This is a genomic window from Acinetobacter sp. YH12112 (assembly GCF_013418945.1).
Lineage (GTDB): Bacteria > Pseudomonadota > Gammaproteobacteria > Pseudomonadales > Moraxellaceae > Acinetobacter > Acinetobacter indicus.
On the sequence record NZ_VPBA01000008.1, the window covers coordinates 67,173 to 85,234 of the forward strand.

16 protein-coding genes and 1 pseudogene are annotated in these 18,062 nt (G+C 41.0%); 11 read left to right on the top strand and 6 right to left on the bottom strand.

The window, feature by feature from the left end; genetic code table 11:
* Positions 1-6: 6 nt before the first annotated feature.
* The 5 genes and pseudogenes from FTU50_RS04660 (at position 7) to FTU50_RS04675 (ending at position 9,650) form a co-directional block, all read left to right on the top strand.
* On the top strand, positions 7-3,447 hold the full coding sequence (locus FTU50_RS04660; protein ID WP_180046421.1) for a DEAD/DEAH box helicase family protein: 3,441 nt from the start codon (positions 7-9) through the stop codon (positions 3,445-3,447).
* Between the two features lie 37 nt (positions 3,448-3,484).
* Positions 3,485-6,499, top strand: coding sequence for a TrlF family AAA-like ATPase (locus tag FTU50_RS04665; RefSeq protein WP_179990863.1), 3,015 nt, complete (start codon positions 3,485-3,487; stop codon positions 6,497-6,499).
* A 310-nt stretch (positions 6,500-6,809) separates the two neighbouring features.
* Positions 6,810-7,235, top strand: a pseudogene (locus FTU50_RS04670) (SAVED domain-containing protein); the annotation flags it as partial.
* A gap of 858 nt (positions 7,236-8,093) precedes the next feature.
* A complete protein-coding gene (locus FTU50_RS15520; protein ID WP_081407111.1) occupies positions 8,094-8,225 on the top strand; it encodes a preprotein translocase subunit YajC in 132 nt (43 codons plus the stop codon).
* A 141-nt stretch (positions 8,226-8,366) separates the two neighbouring features.
* Positions 8,367-9,650: a ribonucleotide-diphosphate reductase subunit beta gene (locus FTU50_RS04675; protein ID WP_005175999.1), complete on the top strand. Its 1,284-nt coding sequence runs from the start codon at positions 8,367-8,369 to the stop codon at positions 9,648-9,650.
* A 148-nt stretch (positions 9,651-9,798) separates the two neighbouring features.
* Here FTU50_RS04675 and lysM read toward each other — a convergent pair whose 3' ends face one another.
* From lysM to FTU50_RS04705, 6 genes are all read right to left on the bottom strand, one after another.
* Positions 9,799-10,275: a peptidoglycan-binding protein LysM gene (gene lysM / locus FTU50_RS04680; RefSeq protein WP_180046423.1), complete on the bottom strand. Its 477-nt coding sequence runs from the start codon at positions 10,273-10,275 to the stop codon at positions 9,799-9,801.
* A gap of 197 nt (positions 10,276-10,472) precedes the next feature.
* Positions 10,473-10,709 carry an acyl carrier protein gene (gene acpP, locus FTU50_RS04685; RefSeq protein WP_001279871.1) on the bottom strand — a complete coding sequence of 79 codons (237 nt, stop codon included), beginning with the start codon at positions 10,707-10,709 and terminating at the stop codon, positions 10,473-10,475.
* Between the two features lie 83 nt (positions 10,710-10,792).
* The gene (fabG, locus tag FTU50_RS04690) at positions 10,793-11,527 is read right to left on the bottom strand and encodes a 3-oxoacyl-ACP reductase FabG (protein WP_045796367.1); all 735 of its coding nucleotides are present in this window, start codon (positions 11,525-11,527) and stop codon (positions 10,793-10,795) included.
* The gene (fabD, locus tag FTU50_RS04695) at positions 11,524-12,501 is read right to left on the bottom strand and encodes an ACP S-malonyltransferase (protein WP_180054479.1); all 978 of its coding nucleotides are present in this window, start codon (positions 12,499-12,501) and stop codon (positions 11,524-11,526) included. Before fabD ends, fabG begins: the two co-directional genes overlap by 4 nt.
* 192 nt (positions 12,502-12,693) lie before the next feature.
* Entirely contained in the window at positions 12,694-12,879 is a 186-nt protein-coding gene (gene rpmF, locus FTU50_RS04700; RefSeq protein ID WP_005175977.1) for a 50S ribosomal protein L32, read from the bottom strand.
* A 76-nt stretch (positions 12,880-12,955) separates the two neighbouring features.
* On the bottom strand, positions 12,956-13,513 hold the full coding sequence (locus FTU50_RS04705) for a DUF177 domain-containing protein (protein WP_005175975.1): 558 nt from the start codon (positions 13,511-13,513) through the stop codon (positions 12,956-12,958).
* A 97-nt stretch (positions 13,514-13,610) separates the two neighbouring features.
* Here FTU50_RS04705 and FTU50_RS04710 point away from each other — a divergent pair, with 97 nt between their 5' ends.
* The 6 genes from FTU50_RS04710 (at position 13,611) to rluB (ending at position 18,021) form a co-directional block, all read left to right on the top strand.
* Positions 13,611-14,273: an elongation factor P hydroxylase gene (locus FTU50_RS04710; RefSeq protein ID WP_016659870.1), complete on the top strand. Its 663-nt coding sequence runs from the start codon at positions 13,611-13,613 to the stop codon at positions 14,271-14,273.
* Between the two features lie 84 nt (positions 14,274-14,357).
* Positions 14,358-14,975: an L-threonylcarbamoyladenylate synthase gene (locus tag FTU50_RS04715; protein ID WP_075167569.1), complete on the top strand. Its 618-nt coding sequence runs from the start codon at positions 14,358-14,360 to the stop codon at positions 14,973-14,975.
* Between the two features lie 32 nt (positions 14,976-15,007).
* The gene (locus FTU50_RS04720; protein ID WP_160241554.1) at positions 15,008-15,289 is read left to right on the top strand and encodes a hypothetical protein; all 282 of its coding nucleotides are present in this window, start codon (positions 15,008-15,010) and stop codon (positions 15,287-15,289) included.
* A gap of 268 nt (positions 15,290-15,557) precedes the next feature.
* Positions 15,558-16,352: a ScpA family protein gene (locus FTU50_RS04725; RefSeq protein WP_180054481.1), complete on the top strand. Its 795-nt coding sequence runs from the start codon at positions 15,558-15,560 to the stop codon at positions 16,350-16,352.
* 20 nt (positions 16,353-16,372) lie between these two features.
* Positions 16,373-16,939: an SMC-Scp complex subunit ScpB gene (gene scpB / locus FTU50_RS04730; protein WP_370459243.1), complete on the top strand. Its 567-nt coding sequence runs from the start codon at positions 16,373-16,375 to the stop codon at positions 16,937-16,939.
* A 41-nt stretch (positions 16,940-16,980) separates the two neighbouring features.
* Positions 16,981-18,021, top strand: a complete 1,041-nt coding sequence (gene rluB, locus FTU50_RS04735; RefSeq protein ID WP_180069519.1) for a 23S rRNA pseudouridine(2605) synthase RluB — start codon at positions 16,981-16,983, stop codon at positions 18,019-18,021.
* Positions 18,022-18,062: the final 41 nt, after the last annotated feature.

Sequence of the window (18,062 nt, forward strand, 5' to 3'; positions counted from 1 at the left end):
ATATACATGAGCAACTTTCAGTTTTTAGAGCCTGAGTTTAGCAAGCTAGCACTCACTGCAAAAGAAGCTGAAAAGCTTGTGTATATTTCCCCACAATTTGCCATTGCTGCAGCAAGAACATCGCTGGAAAACCTTGTTCTTTGGTTATATCAATACGATAAAAAACTCACTCAGCCTTATGACCCATCGCTCTATAACCTCATCACCGATGTAAAATTCAAGGAAATTATCCCACCCTACATTTGGGACAAAATGGATAACATCCGCATGGTGGGTAACAGTGCGGTACACGGTAAAAAATTCAAACAACTGACGACTGAAGAAACAGTTAAACACATTAGCCATCTGTTCCTGATCTATGTCTGGTTTGAACGTAATTATGGCTCACCATCAAAAGATCGCTCTCAGACCATTTTATTCAATCCTAGACTGATTCCAAATGCTGACCAAACACAGCAAATGGCAGCGAATCAGGAACAACTGCAAAAAGAAGTTGAAGCCAAAGAAAAAGCATTTGCAGAACAACACAAAGCCTTGCGTGAACGTGAACAACAGCTGTTTGAATTATCGGCAAGTTTGGAAGAGCGCGAAAAACTACTTGCCAATATTGACGCTGAACTTGCTCAAAAACGTGCTGAAGTTGAACAGGCTAAACTTGCCAATAGTCAGATTCCTGATCATACCGACTACAAAGAAGACGAAACTCGTAAACTAAAAATTGATCTTTTACTAGAAGAAGCAGGTTGGGAAATTGGTGTAACTGCAAGAGAGGAAGTTCCAGTTACAGGTATGCCAAGCCCATCAGGTAAAGGTGCTGTCGATTATGTACTGTATGATGCCAATGGCTTGCCTTTAGCCTTGGTAGAGGCTAAACGTACATCGGTTGATCCTGAAGTGGGACAACAACAGGCAAAACTCTATGCAGATTGTCTAGAACAGCAAACAGGTCAACGTCCTGTGATGTTCTACACCAACGGTTATAAAACCCGTATCTGGAATGATGTGCAAGGTGGCCCACCTCGTTTGGTACATGGTTTTTACACGCAAACTGAACTAAAACGCCTAATTGAAAGACGCAAAAATAATCCAGATTTGGGTAGCTTTCCGATCAATGCGGAAATCGTTGAGCGTTATTATCAAACCCGTGCCATCAAAGCGATTTTAGCCGCATTTCAGCGTAAAGAACGTGCAGGTTTACTGATCATGGCAACTGGTACAGGTAAAACCCGTACCGCAATTGCGTTGGTTGATGTACTGATGAAAGCCAATGCTATTCAGAAGGTTTTATTCCTCGCTGACCGTACCTCATTAGTCGTACAAGCCACCAATGCCTTTAAAGCCAATTTACCTGACTCTGCACCTGTTAATTTAGTAGACAGTAAAAATCAAAATGGACGGGTGTATTTATCTACCTATCAAACCATGATGGGACTGATTGATGAAGTGAATGCAGACGGCACACGTAAATACGGTACAGGCATGTTTGACATGATTATTGTCGATGAAGCCCATCGTAGTGTGTACCAAAAATTCGGTGAGATTTTTAAATACTTTGATAGCTTATTGGTTGGTTTAACTGCTACCCCACGCGATGAAGTAGACCGTGATACTTATGCACTCTTTGGTTTGGAAAGTGGTGTTCCAACAGATTATTACGATTTAGACCAAGCCATTGCCGATGGTTATTTAGTTCCACCTAAAGCCTTTTCAGTCCCCTTAAAGTTCATGCGTGAAGGTGTGAAATTTAATGAGTTGTCCGAAGAAGAAAAAGAACACTGGAATGAGCTGGATTGGGGCGGTGATGACGCACCTGAAGAAGTAAATGCATCAAAAATTAATAAGGAACTGTTTAATACAGGCACAGTAGACAAAATGCTGCAGCACTTGATGGAAAATGGCATCAAGGTTGAAGGTGGAGATATGTTGGGTAAAACCATCATCTTTGCAGTCAATCAGAACCACGCCAATTTCATTGCAGAACGCTTTGACAAAAACTATCCGCAATATGATGGTAAGTTCGCCCGTGTGATCACGCATTCAACCAAGTACGCACAAAGCCTGATTGATAGTTTTAGTAAAAAAGAGCTGGCTGATCCACAAATTGCTATTTCTGTCGATATGCTCGATACAGGCATTGATGTGCCTGAAGTGGTCAACCTCGTCTTTTTCAAAGCTGTACGCTCAAAAGTGAAGTTTATGCAGATGATTGGTCGTGGTACACGGCTTTGCAAAGACCTCTTTGCCCCAGGAATGGACAAAAAAGAATTCTATATTTTTGATTACTGCTCAAACTTTGAATATTTCAACGAAAATCCTGATGGTGCGCCTGTATCTACTGCTGAACCCTTGGGGCAACGACTATTTAAGGCACGTTTAAATCTTTTGAGTTTGTTGAATGCTCAAGACTATCAAACTGAAGAATTGGCAGCCGTCCGTCAAGACATACAACAAAGCCTACAAACTGAAGTGAAATCAATGAACAAAGATAATTTTATTGTTCGTGATGAGCTTGAGTATGTTGAGCAATTCCAAAAAGATGAGGCATGGAACAATTTAGATGATCTTGCTATTGGTACGTTGCGAGAACATATTTCTAAACTTCCAAATGAACTAGAAGCAGAAACACTAGAAGCCAAGCTGTTTGATATGTTGTGCTACAACATTGAACTTGCTGTGTTGAATAAGGATGCCAAAGCGGTACTTGCCTATGCGAATAAAGTGATTGAAATCGCTTCTAAACTGGAAAGCAAAGAGAATATTCCTGTTGTCGCAGCACAGATTAAGTTAATTCAGGACATACAAACTGAAGCCTATTGGGAAGGAATTACAGTCCCTATGCTTGAGTCGATGCGTAAACGTATCCGTGGCTTGGTTAAACTCATTGAAAAAACAACCTCTACGATTGTGTATTCCATGTTAGATGATGAAATCGGTGAAGCAACTGAAGTTGATATTCCAGTGGTTTCAAGTGGGGTAAATATTGCGCAATACCGCAAGCGTGTGGAGAGTTTTATTAAAGCTAATGAAAACCACATTACCATTGCCAAATTAAAACGAGGTTTAGCTTTAACCCCAACCGATTTAAAAGAGCTTGAGCGATTTGTTTTTGAAGCTCAAGAAGTTGAAAGCAAAGAAAAGTTTGAAGAATGCTTCGGAACAGAGCAAAGTTTACCATTATTTATTCGTTCATTGGTTGGACTGGATCGCCAAGCTGTACAGGCGGCTTTCTCTAAGTATTTGCAAGGTACAACCTATAATGAAAAACAGATTCGTTTTGTTGAAATGGTCATTGAACACTTAACCATTCGGGGAACACTACAGCCAGAGCAGCTTTACGAGCCACCTTTTAGTCAAATCCATTTTGAGGGGATTGATGGTGTGTTTACTGGTGGTGATGCTGATAATATTTTAAATGTGGTTGAAGCGTTTAATAAAGCAGTAGCATAGATTTAAATTTGTATTAATTATTTTTTTAGGGGGAAATATGTTTAATAAAGGATCAGAATGGCGTAAATGGGATTTACATATACACACGCCTGCTTCTCTTGATCAAAAATATGGTGGTAATAATGAGGCAACTTGGGAAAAATTTATAACGGATTTAGAAAATTTACCCGAAGAGTTTAAAGTTATAGGTATTAATGACTATTTCTTTATTGATGGATATGAACGTGTTTTAAAAGAAAAAAATTCAGGAAGACTAAAAAATATTGATTTAATTTTGCCAGTAGTTGAATTTAGATTACATGAGTTTGCAGGTGTAGAGTTTAAAAAGCTTAATCGCATAAATTTACATGTCATCTTCTCAGATGAACAAAATTTACCTTTAGATCAAATAAAATCTCAATTTTTAAATAGCTTACAAGCGAAATATATTTTAGAAAAAGAACAAAAACCATGGCACCAAAGTATTACAAAAGAATCAGTCGAAGATTTGGGTCGACAAATTAAGTCATCAGTTCCTCATGAAGAATTACATAAATATGGGTCAGATCTAATTGAAGGATTTAATAATTTAAACTTACATTCGGAGTCAATTCTTGAGGTACTTGATAAAAGTTGTTTTAAAGGGAAATATTTAATTGCTATTGGAAAAACAGAATGGGATGAGCTCAAGTGGACTGATGCTTCGATAGCTGTCAAAAAACATCTAATTAATCAGGCAAATATCGTTTTCACTTCAGCAGAATCTTATGAAGCTTTTGATAAAGCTAAGCAGAAATTACAAGATCATGGCGTCAATGATTTATTACTTGACTGTAGTGATGCTCATAATTTTTCAGAAAAAACATCAGATAAAGATAGAATTGGAAACTGTTTTACATGGATTAAAGCTGATCCAACATTTACTGGTCTAATCCAAGCTACCTTAGAGCCTCAAAATCGTATTTATGTGGGGGAAGTCCCTGAAAAAGAATCGTTAAAAAAAGGAAAAGGTAGTTACTTTATTGATCAAATTGAAGTTGTAAAAAAACCTACAGCTGTGTGTAATCACAAGTGGATTGATGGAACTAAATTAAATTTAAGCCATGATTTAGTGGCGATAATAGGTAAAAAAGGAAGTGGAAAAAGTGCTCTTGCTGATATTATTTCGTTATTAGGGAACTCTAAATCTAGCAGTAATTACTTTTCCTTCCTTAAAGAAGGACGATTTAAAGGCAAAGGTGGTTTTGCATCAGATTTTGAAGCTACATTAACTTGGTTGAACGGTACTAAAGATACAAAAACTTTAGATGCTAGTATTGATCATGAAAGTACTGAAAGAGTACGTTACATACCTCAAGCTTATTTTGAAAAACTATGTAATCCTGATAATGGAGATAATGAATTTCAACAAGAATTGAATTCCGTTATATTCTCTTATTTAACAGAGGAAGAAAAAAATGGTTGCTCGGATCTTGAAGAATTAATCAAATTAAAAGAAAGTTCATTAAATGATCAATTATTTTTATTGAAAGCCAAATTAAACAAATTAAATTCAGAAATTGAAGCGTACGAAGCTCAATCACAGCCAAAGGTAAGAAAACTTTTGGAAAACAAAAGATTATTGAAGCTACAAGAACTTCAAGATCATGAATCTATTAAGCCTGTTGAAGTTCCATGCCCTAGTGAAAACTTAACTCCAGAGCAATCAGCTTTAAAAATTCAGATGGAATCTGTCAATTCAAAAGTACTTGGATTCTCAAAAAAAATTGATACTTTGAAAGATAATATCAAAGAAAGCCAAGCAAAAATATTAATTACGAATAAGATAATAGAAAAAAATGATGCTTTAATAAAATATATTGAGGATTTTAATGAGGATATAAGTAAAGATTTAGAAAATCTTGGAATTGAAAATAACATCATTCAGTTCAGTACAAATTTGGAAAGAGTATTAGGTATGAAAGCTGAATTAGAAAAAGAAATCCCTAACAAATTAAAAGAAATTAGTACATTGGAGTCCTCGATTAAGAAGTGTAATGAAACTATCCAGAGAATAAATAGTGAATTATCAGAGCCATTCAAGAAATATAATAGCTACCTTGAGGTGCTTAAAACTTGGGAAGTGAAGAAAAAACAGTTAGAAGGTGATGAACTTATACCTGATTCACTTCATGGGATACAGCATCAAATTACAATATTTAATAATTTGCCTAATCAACTAGCAGAGAAAAAAAATGAGCGTAAAAATATCGCAAGCTCAATATATAAAATCTTAGAGTCAAAGAAGTTACTAAGAGAGTCGCTTTATGAGCCTGTTCAGAAATCAATTGAAAAAAATAATTTTATAAATACAAAGAATAAGTTCGAGTTTGTATCTAAATTAAATTTTTCTTTTGAAGAGTTTCTTGAGAATTTAACTTCTCATATTCTGCAACGTAGATTGGATTTTACGCCAGATAGGATTAAACATACTTTAGAAGAATTATCTCAAGATAAAGATTTAGAAAAACTGGAAGGAGTCATTGATTTTATAGAACAGCTTATTGATAAATTAAATGAAGCTAATGAGGAGATTGGTATCTCTGAGATGGTGAAAAAAAATATTACTCCGAAAGATGTTTATAATTTTATATACGGATTAGACTTTATTAAATCTAAATACTCATTACGTTTTCAAAATGTAGAAGTTGAAAAGTTATCTCCTGGACAACGTGGTGCATTGCTATTGATATTCTATTTATTGGTAGATAAAGATAAAACACCTATCATTCTAGATCAGCCTGAAGAAAACCTTGATAACGATACTGTTGTAAACTCGTTAGTTCCTATTCTTAATGAAGCTAAAAAGACTAGACAAATTATTATGGTTACTCATAACCCTAATCTAGCAATAGTATGTGATGCAGAGCAAATTATTTATACTAATTTTGATAGGGAAAATAATTACTCCATCCATTATAAATCTGGTTCTATTGAAAGTTACGAGTTAAATCAACATGCTGTTAATATTTTGGAAGGAACTTTAAATGCATTTAATAATCGAAGTAGTAAGTATTTAGGTGTAATTGGGTAATCCTCCCATAAATAACCGAAGTTAAAAGTAGAGGTTAAGCATCCATTATAGGCAGCCAACTTGTAAAAGTCCTCTGCCATTATCTAACTAAATGGTGTCTACAAAATCGGTGGCTATTCATCAGAAGCTTTGGGCGTTTCCCGCTCGCATATCTGAGCTGAAGAACAAAGGCTGATTGGTTTTATGTGAACTTCTTAAATCCATCTATCGTTGAAAGAAGAGAATCTAAAGCTTCAGCTTCGTTTATTTCCTTTAAGCGGAACAAATTTGCAATTGAGATCATTTTCTTTACACGAATTCTAATTTGAGGAGAAAACATAACGGTACTTCTTACCGCACTAATAATCATCAGCATCATGAAGGAAATTTTTTTACTAAAATAGAGCCTTTTGAACAACAAGGCAAAACTGAAGCGATTATTACTATTGGATTCCCTACCGCTATAGGTAACGATATCGAATCTGCTAGTCTTGACGTAAAAGGATTACCTAGATTGAATTTAGAAAGCACCAATGTGATTGATAGCATTGAAACTCTGAATCTTGCAGTTAGAGAGACTAAATCAGCTCTAGTTTCTTTCAAATCCAACAATCAATTGTCCAAGTTGCATCTCTTTATTAAAGCCCCCTCAGTATTTGCGATGGTCTTGGGACATCGTTTGAATGGGATTTGTGATATTCAACTTTATGATTGGATAGATAGGCAATATATACCTACTGTTATGCTTCAATCGTAAAAATAATTAAGCTGACGATTTTGCTTAGGATGCATACATAAGACTTCTTGCGTTAGTCAAAATTTAAACAGCCCAAAGCTACATTTTATAAGGTTTTAGCCAATTCAAAAATTTGGTAAAACGATACTTTCGCAAGAGGTCTATAGTGTCCAATAAATCATTATTCTAATTAAGGACATATCAACCCATACAATATGTCCTTTTTTATTGCTATAAATTTCTTAATCAATCGCTTTTTTTAATTACTTTACTACTTTTATTGTTTTTTCAATTCGTATACATTATTTGAGATGACACAATTTGAGCACCGTATCTTTCTTACTATATGAAAGTTGTTTAAAACTCTACATTGCCCAAGTTATTTAATTGTTTTCTCAAAGTGTAATTTATCGACCAACACAATATATAGTTTTTTTCAAGACCCTATACACCATATGATGTGTTCTATATAATCAATGCAATGGAACCACTATTTAGTTCCAAACAAGATACTGAAGCTTGTTGGTAGAAGGTGCTTTTTAATTAAAGAAAGTTTCTTCACTTATTGGCATGAAAAAATGTATACATTTTTTCACTATTTTTAGTGTAGATACTATTGTATCTAATTGTAATTTAGGAAATTTATCCAATGTATACATTTTTAACATAAGCAGAATGTCAATAATGAATAGTGTTAATCCTGATTTAGTTTTAGGTATATTGTCTATAGTTTTAGGTTTTTCAACGATTGTTGTTCCTATCGTTATAGCTATCATTATTGCAATGAAAAACTAAAACACTCTAAAAGGTTGGTATTAATTATCAACCTTTTAGGCTTATCAGAATTAACACTAATTCATCTACAAAAAGGATTCCATCATGCCACATATGACTCATAACTATATGTTAGGACTCGCGGTTCTGGTCTTTTCCTTTATTTTCTTTTACACGCCGATGGTCTATGCCTTTTTGGCCATTCGCAAACAGAAGCGAAAGCAAAATAAGTCTTGAGGATCGTGTTCTACGTACATTTTTAGAACAAGCATCGGCAAAACTTAATTTTGCTTTCACAAATTAAGCGTATAGTAAGACATCTCCCCTTCGTCGTGAGATGTCCAATAAAAGATATAAAGCAACGAAGAGAGAATTGATATGTCTATCCTAAGTTGGGACGATTTCGAAGATGATTCGCAAAAACCGGCTGCTCCTGAACACCAGCCTACGCCCGTCGAACCGCAAAAAGCGGCTAATCCGCAAGTGGTACCTGCTGCAGAGCAACCACAGACGCATGTGGCAGCTGCACAACCCGCTGCAACCCCTCGAAGCGGATCAGCAAATTCAACCGATTCGCTGGCAAGAGCATCTGCTTCCCTAGAACAGCTTGACGTGGCGCCTGGCCTGGAAGAGCTGGAAATGGGTGCAGGACGCGTACAGGTTGATGACAAACGTATGATCAACTGCCGCGCTGACTTAAACCAGCTGGTGCCGTTCAAATACGAATGGGCTTGGCAAAAATATCTGGATGGTTGTGCCAACCACTGGATGCCACAAGAAATCAACATGAACCACGATATCGCGTTGTGGAAGTCTGAAAATGGCTTGACTGAAGATGAACGTACCATCGTGATGCGTTCACTGGGCTTTTTCTCGACTGCTGACTCACTGGTGGCCAATAACCTGGTTCTGGCGATCTACCGTCACATCACTAACCCGGAATGCCGTCAGTACATCTTGCGTCAATCGTTTGAAGAAGCGATTCATACGCATGCGTATCAGTACTGTATCGAATCTTTGGGCATGGATGAAGGCGAAGTCTTCAACATGTACCGTGAAGTACCATCAGTCGCACGTAAAGCAGCTTGGGGCTTGAAATACACCCAGTCTTTAAGCGACCCAACCTTCAAAACCGGTACGCCTGAAAACGACCAGATTTTGCTGCGTAACCTGATTGCATTCTACTGCGTACTTGAAGGTATTTTCTTCTACTGCGGTTTCACGCAAATCCTGTCAATGGGCCGTCGTAACAAGATGAATGGTGTGGCGGAACAGTTCCAGTACATCTTGCGTGATGAATCAATGCACTTGAACTTCGGTATCGACATGATCAACCAGATCAAGATCGAGAACCCGCACCTGTGGACCGCCGAGTTCCAGCAAGAAGTGATTCAAATGATTCTTGAAGGCACCATGCTTGAGATTGAATATGCACGTGATACCATGCCACGTGGCGTATTGGGCATGAACGCTGGCATGATGGAAGAATATCTGAAGTTCATCTGTAACCGCCGTTTAAGCCAGTTGGGCTTACCTGAGCAGTTTAGCGGTGTGACCAACCCGTTTGCCTGGATGTCTGAGATGATGGACCTGCGTAAAGAGAAGAATTTCTTCGAGACGCGTGTAACGGATTATCAGACGGGCGGTGCGTTGAGCTGGTAAAAGTTTATGATTAAACCCTCCGAAGAGGGTTTAATTTTTTCAGCACTATAAATAAGCTGAATTCATCTGCGAATAAAAAATATAAATTCGCACCCTCTTGAATACAAAAAAGATGCGATATGCGTCTTTTTATAAAAATTCTGAATCTTTAAGCCGGAATACGTAACACCTGTCCAGGGAAAATATCATCCGCATCTTTTAACAAAGGACGGTTGGCTTCAAAGATTTTATTATACTGATTAGCATCACCATAAAATTCTTTTGAGATTTTAGACAGGGTATCGCCTGATTTAACTGTATAGAATTTACTTTCTGGTTCTGGCGTTGCCACAGTCATCTGATCATCCACTTGCGCGACATGATCAATATTTCCCACCGCCAGTACAATTTTCTCACGATCAGCCTGGCTTTGTACCTGTCCTTTAATCGTGGCTAAATCGGTCTTGCCATTGTAGTTCACAGAAAGGCCCTTAATTGGTAAGCCTAAAGATTTAATATGTCCCAATAATTTATTGGCCATTTCCTGTGCAGACGGTTCTGCTGGCGCCGCCGGTGCTGCCGGTTGTTGCTCTGCCGGGGCAGTGTTTTTCTTACCAATACCTTTTACAAAATCAAAAAGTCCCATTGTTATTCTCCAGCTTTTATTTGATGCAATTGATTTTTATCAATCATTTGGAATTGCGTGCTTTCTTTTTATAACGAAAAAATACACAGGAGAGCGTTGCGCTTGGTTAGATAAAAGTAAGCTTATGTAATTTCGGCCGGCCATAAAAAAACCACCCAAAAGGGTGGCTTTTCTTAGCATCTGCTAAAAATCTTTAATTAACCAAGTTTTTTAGTCACATAGTCAATTGCAGATTGAACAGTTGTAATTTCGTTTGAATCTTCATCAGGAATTGTGATGTCGAAATCATTTTCGAAAGACATTACAAGTTCAACCAGGTCCAGAGAGTCTGCACCTAAGTCATCCATGAAAGATGCTTCGTTTTTAATCTCTTCAGCTTTAAGACCAAGTTGTTCAGCAACCGCTTGTTTAACGCGTTGTTCGATATCGCTCACAGGAATTCTCCTCATTGCTTGTGGCGTTTTTAATGCCGTTAGTTTAATTGAATCTATAAGTTTTTGAAAGTTTATACATGAGCTTAATTCATGTATAAACCACCATTTACATGTAACACTGTACCAGTGATGTAACTTGCTTTGTCAGAAGCCAAGAAACTCACTGCATTGGCGATATCTTGTGGATCACCTAAACGGTTTAATGCCACTTGCTCACTCATTTTTTTGCGAATTTCTTCACTTAACTGTTCGGTCATTTCTGTTGCAATAAAACCGGGTGCAACAGAGTTAACCGTAATTTGACGGCTGCCCATTTCCTTGGCCAGGCTGCGGCTAAATGCCTCAATCCCTGCTTTGGCCGCAGAGTAGTTGGCCTGTCCCGGATTGGCAAAGTGTGCCACCACTGAACTAATATTAATAATGCGACCGAAACGCGCTTTGGTCATGCCTTTCAGTACACGTTTAGACAAACGGTAAACGGCTTTCAGATGAATGTTGAGGATATCATCCCAGTCATCTTCAGACATACGCAGTAACAAATTATCTTTGGTAATACCGGCATTGTTCACCAAGACCAGTACCGGACCATAGTTTTGTTCAATGTCCGAAATCAGCGCATCAATTGCCTCGCCATTACGTACATCCAGGACTTTACCCGCACCCTGTTCACCAAAGCCTGTACTCAGTTTTTCTGCACCTGCTTCAGAAGTTGCTGTCCCAACCACAAAATAACCGTCTTGAATAAGCTGCTGAGCGATGGCTGCACCAATCCCTCGGCTTGCACCTGTCACCAATGCGACTTTGCGTTCTTGTGTCATGCAATTTTCCCTTCAGCCACTAAAATGGCATTTAAGGCATCCTCCAGACGACTGTTACTGTCAATCGGGAATGCTTTTTCTATGTGAGGTAAGCGTTTTGCAAGGTTCGCCAATACGTTTCCTGGACCACATTCAACAATGTACTGAATGCCCTGGTCTTGCAGGTACTGCATGGTGTTTGTCCATTGCACAGACTGATACAATTGAGCAGTCAAAGCCTGACGCAATTGAGCAACATCAGTTGCTACAGCTGCGCCCACATTTTGTATTACAGGAATGCTTGGTAGCTCAATGGCAGTTTGTTCCAAAGCTTGTGCGAACTGTTCTGCAGCCAGTTTCATCAGTGAACAGTGCGATGGCACTGACACCGGAAGCGCAATAGCTTTGGCTGAATTTTCTTTGGCGAGTGCGATGACTGCATCTACCGCTGCTTTATCACCAGCAACTACCACCTGACCTTGGGCATTGTAGTTGGCTGCTTCAACTGAACCGGTGCCTTGTGCGGTAGCTTGCGCACACAGTTCAATCACTTTGGCATCTCCCAGACCCAAAATGGCCGCCATAGCGCCCTGGCCTTGTGGCACAGCCGACTGCATGAGTTTGCCACGCAAATTCACCAGCTTCACGGCATCACCCAGTGATAACGCACCCGCTGCCACCAGCGCGCTGTATTCGCCCAGAGAGTGGCCTGCCAGATATTTGGGTGCTACACCACCCAGCTCCAGCCAGACACGCCATAACGCAATACTGGCGGTCAATAAAACCGGCTGGGTAAATTCTGTTTGATCTAAACCTTCACCACTTTGCGCAATGTGCCATAAATCAAAACCGATTGCGGCCGATGCTTCCGCAAAAGTTTCACGCACACCAGCAAACTGTTCTGCAAGTTCTGCCAGCATGCCGACTTTTTGTGAACCTTGTCCAGGAAACACAAATGCAGTTTTTGTCGCTTGCTCGAATCGTGTAGCAGACATATAAAAATCCTTTCGTGTAGAGCTGTTTTAAACAGGGTACGCCCCTTCAACAGTTCTTTTTTATGTAAGCTGATCGTTGGTGCGAAAATTTAACACTATTTTTCGGGTGAAGTAATTGCGAAAAACAACAAAAAAAGGGAGCTTACGCTCCCATTTTTTCCACTAAGCTTGACGCTTAATGCTTGTCAACAATTATTCAGCATCAGCTGCTTTAGCGAATAATTGACGACCACGGTAGATACCATCTTTAGATACGTGGTGACGACGATGAGTTTCACCAGTAGCTTGGTCTACAGTTAATGCATTCTCGGTTAAAGCGTCATGTGAACGGCGCATGTCACGGCGAGAGCGACTTTTACGGTTTTGCTGAACGGCCATGATGGCTCCTTACAAAGATCGAAAAAATGGATCAGAACAAATTCAGTTGTCTTAACGCAAAATTATAACATAATTTTTAGTTAAGTTTACCCTTCAAACTTGCCAAAACATCAAACGGATTATCCCGTTTTTCTTCGACATCGTTCTGAACGGCAGGTTGATGCTTGTGTTCGCAAGCGTCATGCTTAGGCGACAAAGGCAGCAACAATAACAGTTCATCTTCTATAAGTGCGAGTAAATCAGCCGTCGCCGGTGAATCATAATCACCTTTGCTGGTTGCTTCACTTTCACCCAGAACAATGAAATCAGCATCCTCATCCAAGCGCTCTATCAGTGACTCATCATCTACAAGCGCTAAATGGAAGTCTAAAACAAGGTCAATTTCCACGGTATCCAGACAGCGCTGGCATTCCATTGGAACTTGTGTTTCAACGTGACCATCTAGCCATGCAATGCGATGATAGGCATCCATTGATAGCTTACAGTCTATGTTAATCAATTGATCATCAATTGATCCAACAGCTTCACGAGCAATACGAGCAAAGCGAGACAATGGCAGGGTACCTGACCATGTAAAGCCCTGTTCAGCCCATTTAAACGGCTCAATCTGTGCCGGAAAGGTATTTGCTGACATAATTAAGGCGGCAATTCTACAAATTCATCAGTACTCTGTCAAAGATTAAGATACAATTTTGTACTTATTTAGACAGACCAATTGGGTAAATTAAGTCATGCATCTGTTGCAGCCGCAAACAGAAGTGAATGTTTCATCACTCGTTAGCACACTTTCAACGCTCGATTCTGACATTTCACCTGACCAAGTGCAACTCTCGGACTGGTTGAAATTATCGACAGAATCAGAATACGTCGATTGGCTCATCTTACACTTTAATCACTGGTTTTCCCACCACAATGTCAACCTGGTGCGTGGTGATTTTGAACCGGAGTATTTTCCCGCCACCGCAGACACCCCTGCTCGCATCCAGTTTGCGCATGGTTTCTTTAACAGTGCACTGCATGAAATCAGTCACTGGACCATTGCCGGTGAGGAACGCCGTAAACAGCCCGATTTAGGCTACTGGTATGCCCCCGATGGCCGCACGGCTGAGCAGCAGGCCCTGTTTGAGCAGGTCGAAATCAAGCCGCAAGCGATTGAATGGATGTTTGCCACTGCATTTGGACGCAAATTCCGGGTTTCTTTAGATAACCTGACCGGTGAAGGCGGCGATGGTGCCTGCTTTAAAGACAATGTTTATGCCCAGGTACAGCGTTATTTTCGTGGTGAAGCCAAACTGCCACGCGATGCCAAACGCTTTATTGACTGTATCTGTTTATGTACCCGGCATGGCAAAAGCTTACATAGCGATGAATTTGCAAGAGAAATGCTTGATTAAATTACATAAATCAACGCTCTGGATACACAGAGCTTTGTACAATGGTCTGAAAAGCGAATCATCATCAGATCAGGAGAAAAGAATATGCTGCATTTAAGAGTTCATCCTGAAAATCCTCAGCCCCGTTTAATTAGTCAGGCAGTAGAACGGATTCGTGCCGGCGATGTGGTGGTCTATCCTACCGATGCAGCCTATGCGATTGGCTGCCAGATTGGGAATAAAGCAGCCATGGAACGGATTGCCCAGATTCGTGGTCTTAGCCCTAAACATCAATATGCAATTTTATGTTGTGACCTGTCCGATATTGCCACTTATGCCAAGGTCGATAATGCCATGTATCGCCTGCTAAAAAACAATACCCCGGCAGTAACCACTTTTATTTTACCGGCCACCAGTGAAGTGCCGCGCCGTCTGATGCACCCGAAAAAGAAAACCATTGGCCTGCGTATTCCGAGCAATCCGGTTTGCCAAATGTTACTGAAAGAGCTGGATGAACCGCTCTTGACCTCCACCCTGATTTTACCGGGGCAGGATGATCCACTGGATGATCCTTATGATATTGAAATGCAGCTTGGTAAACGAATTGATGTGTTTATTGATAGTGGCCTGGGGACTTTAACCACCACCAGTATTGTCGATTTATCTGGTGACCAGCCGGAAATTATCCGTCGTGGTATTGGTGATGTAAGCGCGTTTGAATAACGGCGCTCAGCGCCACCTCAGGAGGAAACGGTATGGATTTATTTTATCTGTTGCTGAATCTGCGCGAGTTTCCAAAAAGCCAGCTAATCTATGCGACCCAACCCTGGTCTCTGGAAGCTGAGGTTCTACTGCTGGATGCAATACCCAACCCGGCTGCCGTGCTCTCTATCGGACAGCAGGTGTATCATCTGCTGTCGAGTGTTGAAGAGGCCTATATCCTGTCCTTAAGATTAGGCCACCAGAACCTGTGCAGCCGTGAAATGTGTCAGCAACTGCTGGAACAGCTTGAGCAGTCCGCTTTATCACGTGTTTGATCTGAGGTGAGTTTTTCTTGCTAAAACCCTTATCTGTATGCGCTTTTAGGCCATATCTTCTACTGTATTGAACGTGATTTTTCCTGCTTTTTCGCTGCAGAATTGCCATCTACTTTTGCTTTTTTTCGCTTTTAGTCATTTGGGTAATTTATTTCATGGTCAATTTCCATTAAACTACGCGCAATTAACTCCATGCTTTCTTTTCGATGTGAGATCGAATGTAAAGCTCTTTTCATGCCTTTGAAAATTCGCGTGGCCTAAAACTGTAATGAATCAATCTGTGCATCCTGCTATGGACCAAGTCCCGCACATCCGCGTTTTGGATGAGTGGCAAGAGACGATTCCTGAGGATTTATATATTCCTCCTGCAGCATTTGAAATTCTGTTAGAGCATTTCGAAGGCCCGCTCGACTTTCTGATTTACCTGATTCAAAAAAACGGCTTTGACCTGCTACAGGTTGATATCGCACCGATTGCCTCTCAGTATTTGGCTTATATGGATGCGATGAAATCCCTGAATATTGAGCTGACCGCAGATTATATGGTGATGGCTGCCCTGCTGGCCGATTTAAAATCGCGTTTGCTGCTGCCGAAACCCAAAGCCATCAGCGAGCTGGAAAAAGATCCGAAGCAGGAACTGATTGACCGGCTGGAAAATTATTTACGTATTAAACAGGCGGCTGAACGTCTGGGGCAAATGCCGGTGTTAGAGCGTGATACCTTTAATACCCATGTCAGCCTGGGCCAAGTGGCGTATAGTAATGAGGGTCATGAGGCCAGCCTGTTACGTGATGCGCTATTTTGTGTATTTAACCGCCCCGAACCGGTGATTCACCAAATTCAGCAGGAACCGGTGTTACTGGAAGAACGGATTGCCTATATTGAAGCAAAGCTGCAAAGCGGTGAAGTGCTAGCGTTTGCCGAGCTGCTCAAGCCGTGCCAGGGCCGTATGGGCATGGTCGTGACCTTTATGGCGATTCTGGAACTGACCCGTCAGCAAAAAGTGGCAATTGTTGCCAGTGGTGTCGAAGCACCGCTGGCCATTCAGGGAGCACAGGCCTAATGTCAGAGCAAACCCTTAACATGTCCAGTGATGAACAGCATCATGAAGTGCTGATGCAGCTAGAAGCCATTATTTTTGCCAGTGATGCACCGGTATCGCTGGCACGTCTGAAAGAAGCATTTCAGGCACGCTATAGTAAGGCAGAATTAAAAGTCTTTTTACAACAACTGGCCATGCTGCAACATGGCCGGTCTATTGAACTGGTTGAAACTGCGCAAGGTTTCCGTTTTCAGGTACGGGCCAAATATCGTACCCTGATTGCACAGGCCTGGCCGGAACGACCAACCCGTTTATCCCCGTCTTTACTCGAAACACTGGCTGTGATTGCTTACCATCAACCGGTGACCCGAGCAGATATTGAACAGATTCGCGGAGTATCAAACAACAGTCAGATTCTCAGAACGTTGTTTGACTGGAACTGGATTAAGGAATCCGGTTTCCGGGAACTCCCTGGAAGACCCGCGTTGTTAGTCACAACGCCACAATTTTTAAATGCATTTGGCCTGACCTCTGTCGGTCAATTGCCTCCCCTGCAGGATGCCAAGGAAGCTTTCATGCACCTCGATGCCCAGGCACCGAGATCGTGAATAGGTGAACTGTTGATGATAATTTCTAAGGTTATGCTGTCATGAGTGAAAAATTGCAAAAGGTACTGGCACGCGTTGGTTTGGGTTCTCGCCGTTATATGGAAGAAGTCATTGCCGCTGGTCGTGTAAGTGTCAATGGCCAAGTGGCCCAGGTGGGTGAGCGTATTGAACCAGGCGATGAGCTTCGTATCGATGGTCGTAAAGTCAGCTTCCAGATTGAAGATGAAATCCGTCGCCGTGTGCTGATTTACTACAAACCGGAAGGTGAAATCTGTTCACGTAACGATCCGGAACAACGCCCGACCGTATTTGATCATTTACCATCAATCGCCAATGATCGCTGGGTCATGGTCGGCCGTCTGGATATCAACTCGACCGGTCTGTTACTGTTCACCAATGATGGCGAACTGGCAAACCGCCTGATGCATCCATCCAATGAAATTGAGCGTGAATATGCGGTCCGTGTAATGGGTGAAGTCACGCCACAAATCCGTAACAACATGCTGCGTGGTGTGGTACTGGATGATGGCCCGGCCAAGTTTGAATCCTTCTCTGAAATTGGTGGTGATGGTATCAACCGCTGGTATCAGGTGGTGGTAAAAGAAGGCCGTAACCGCGAAGTACGTCGTATTTTCGAATCTCAGGGCTTAAAAGTTAGCCGCCTGCTACGTACCCGTTATGGTACCGTGATTCTGCCACGTGAACTGCGTACTGGCCGCTGGATGGAACTGGACAAGAATGACATCGACAACCTGACCAAAGCGGTTGAGCTGAAACCACGTCAGGGAACCGGTCTGTACGGTATGGCTAAACGCCGTAATGAACGTATGCAGGAAAAACCGATGGCAGCGCCTCGCGGTGGTTTCTTGCGTCAGCAGCGCCGTGACAATGAAGCAGCGCCAACGTCTTCAACCCGCGGCCCGCGTGATGATAACTTTGGCAATCGTGAACGTCGTGAAAACCAGAATGGCACACACTTTGCCCGCCGTGACAACCCAAATGGCAACAGCTTTGGCCGTCAAGAGCGTGATGAACATGCGCCACGCAAACCATTTGGCAACAAAAGCTTTAGAAAGTTTTAAGCTGCCTAGCAAAAAGCCACTCAATTGAGTGGCTTTTTTTA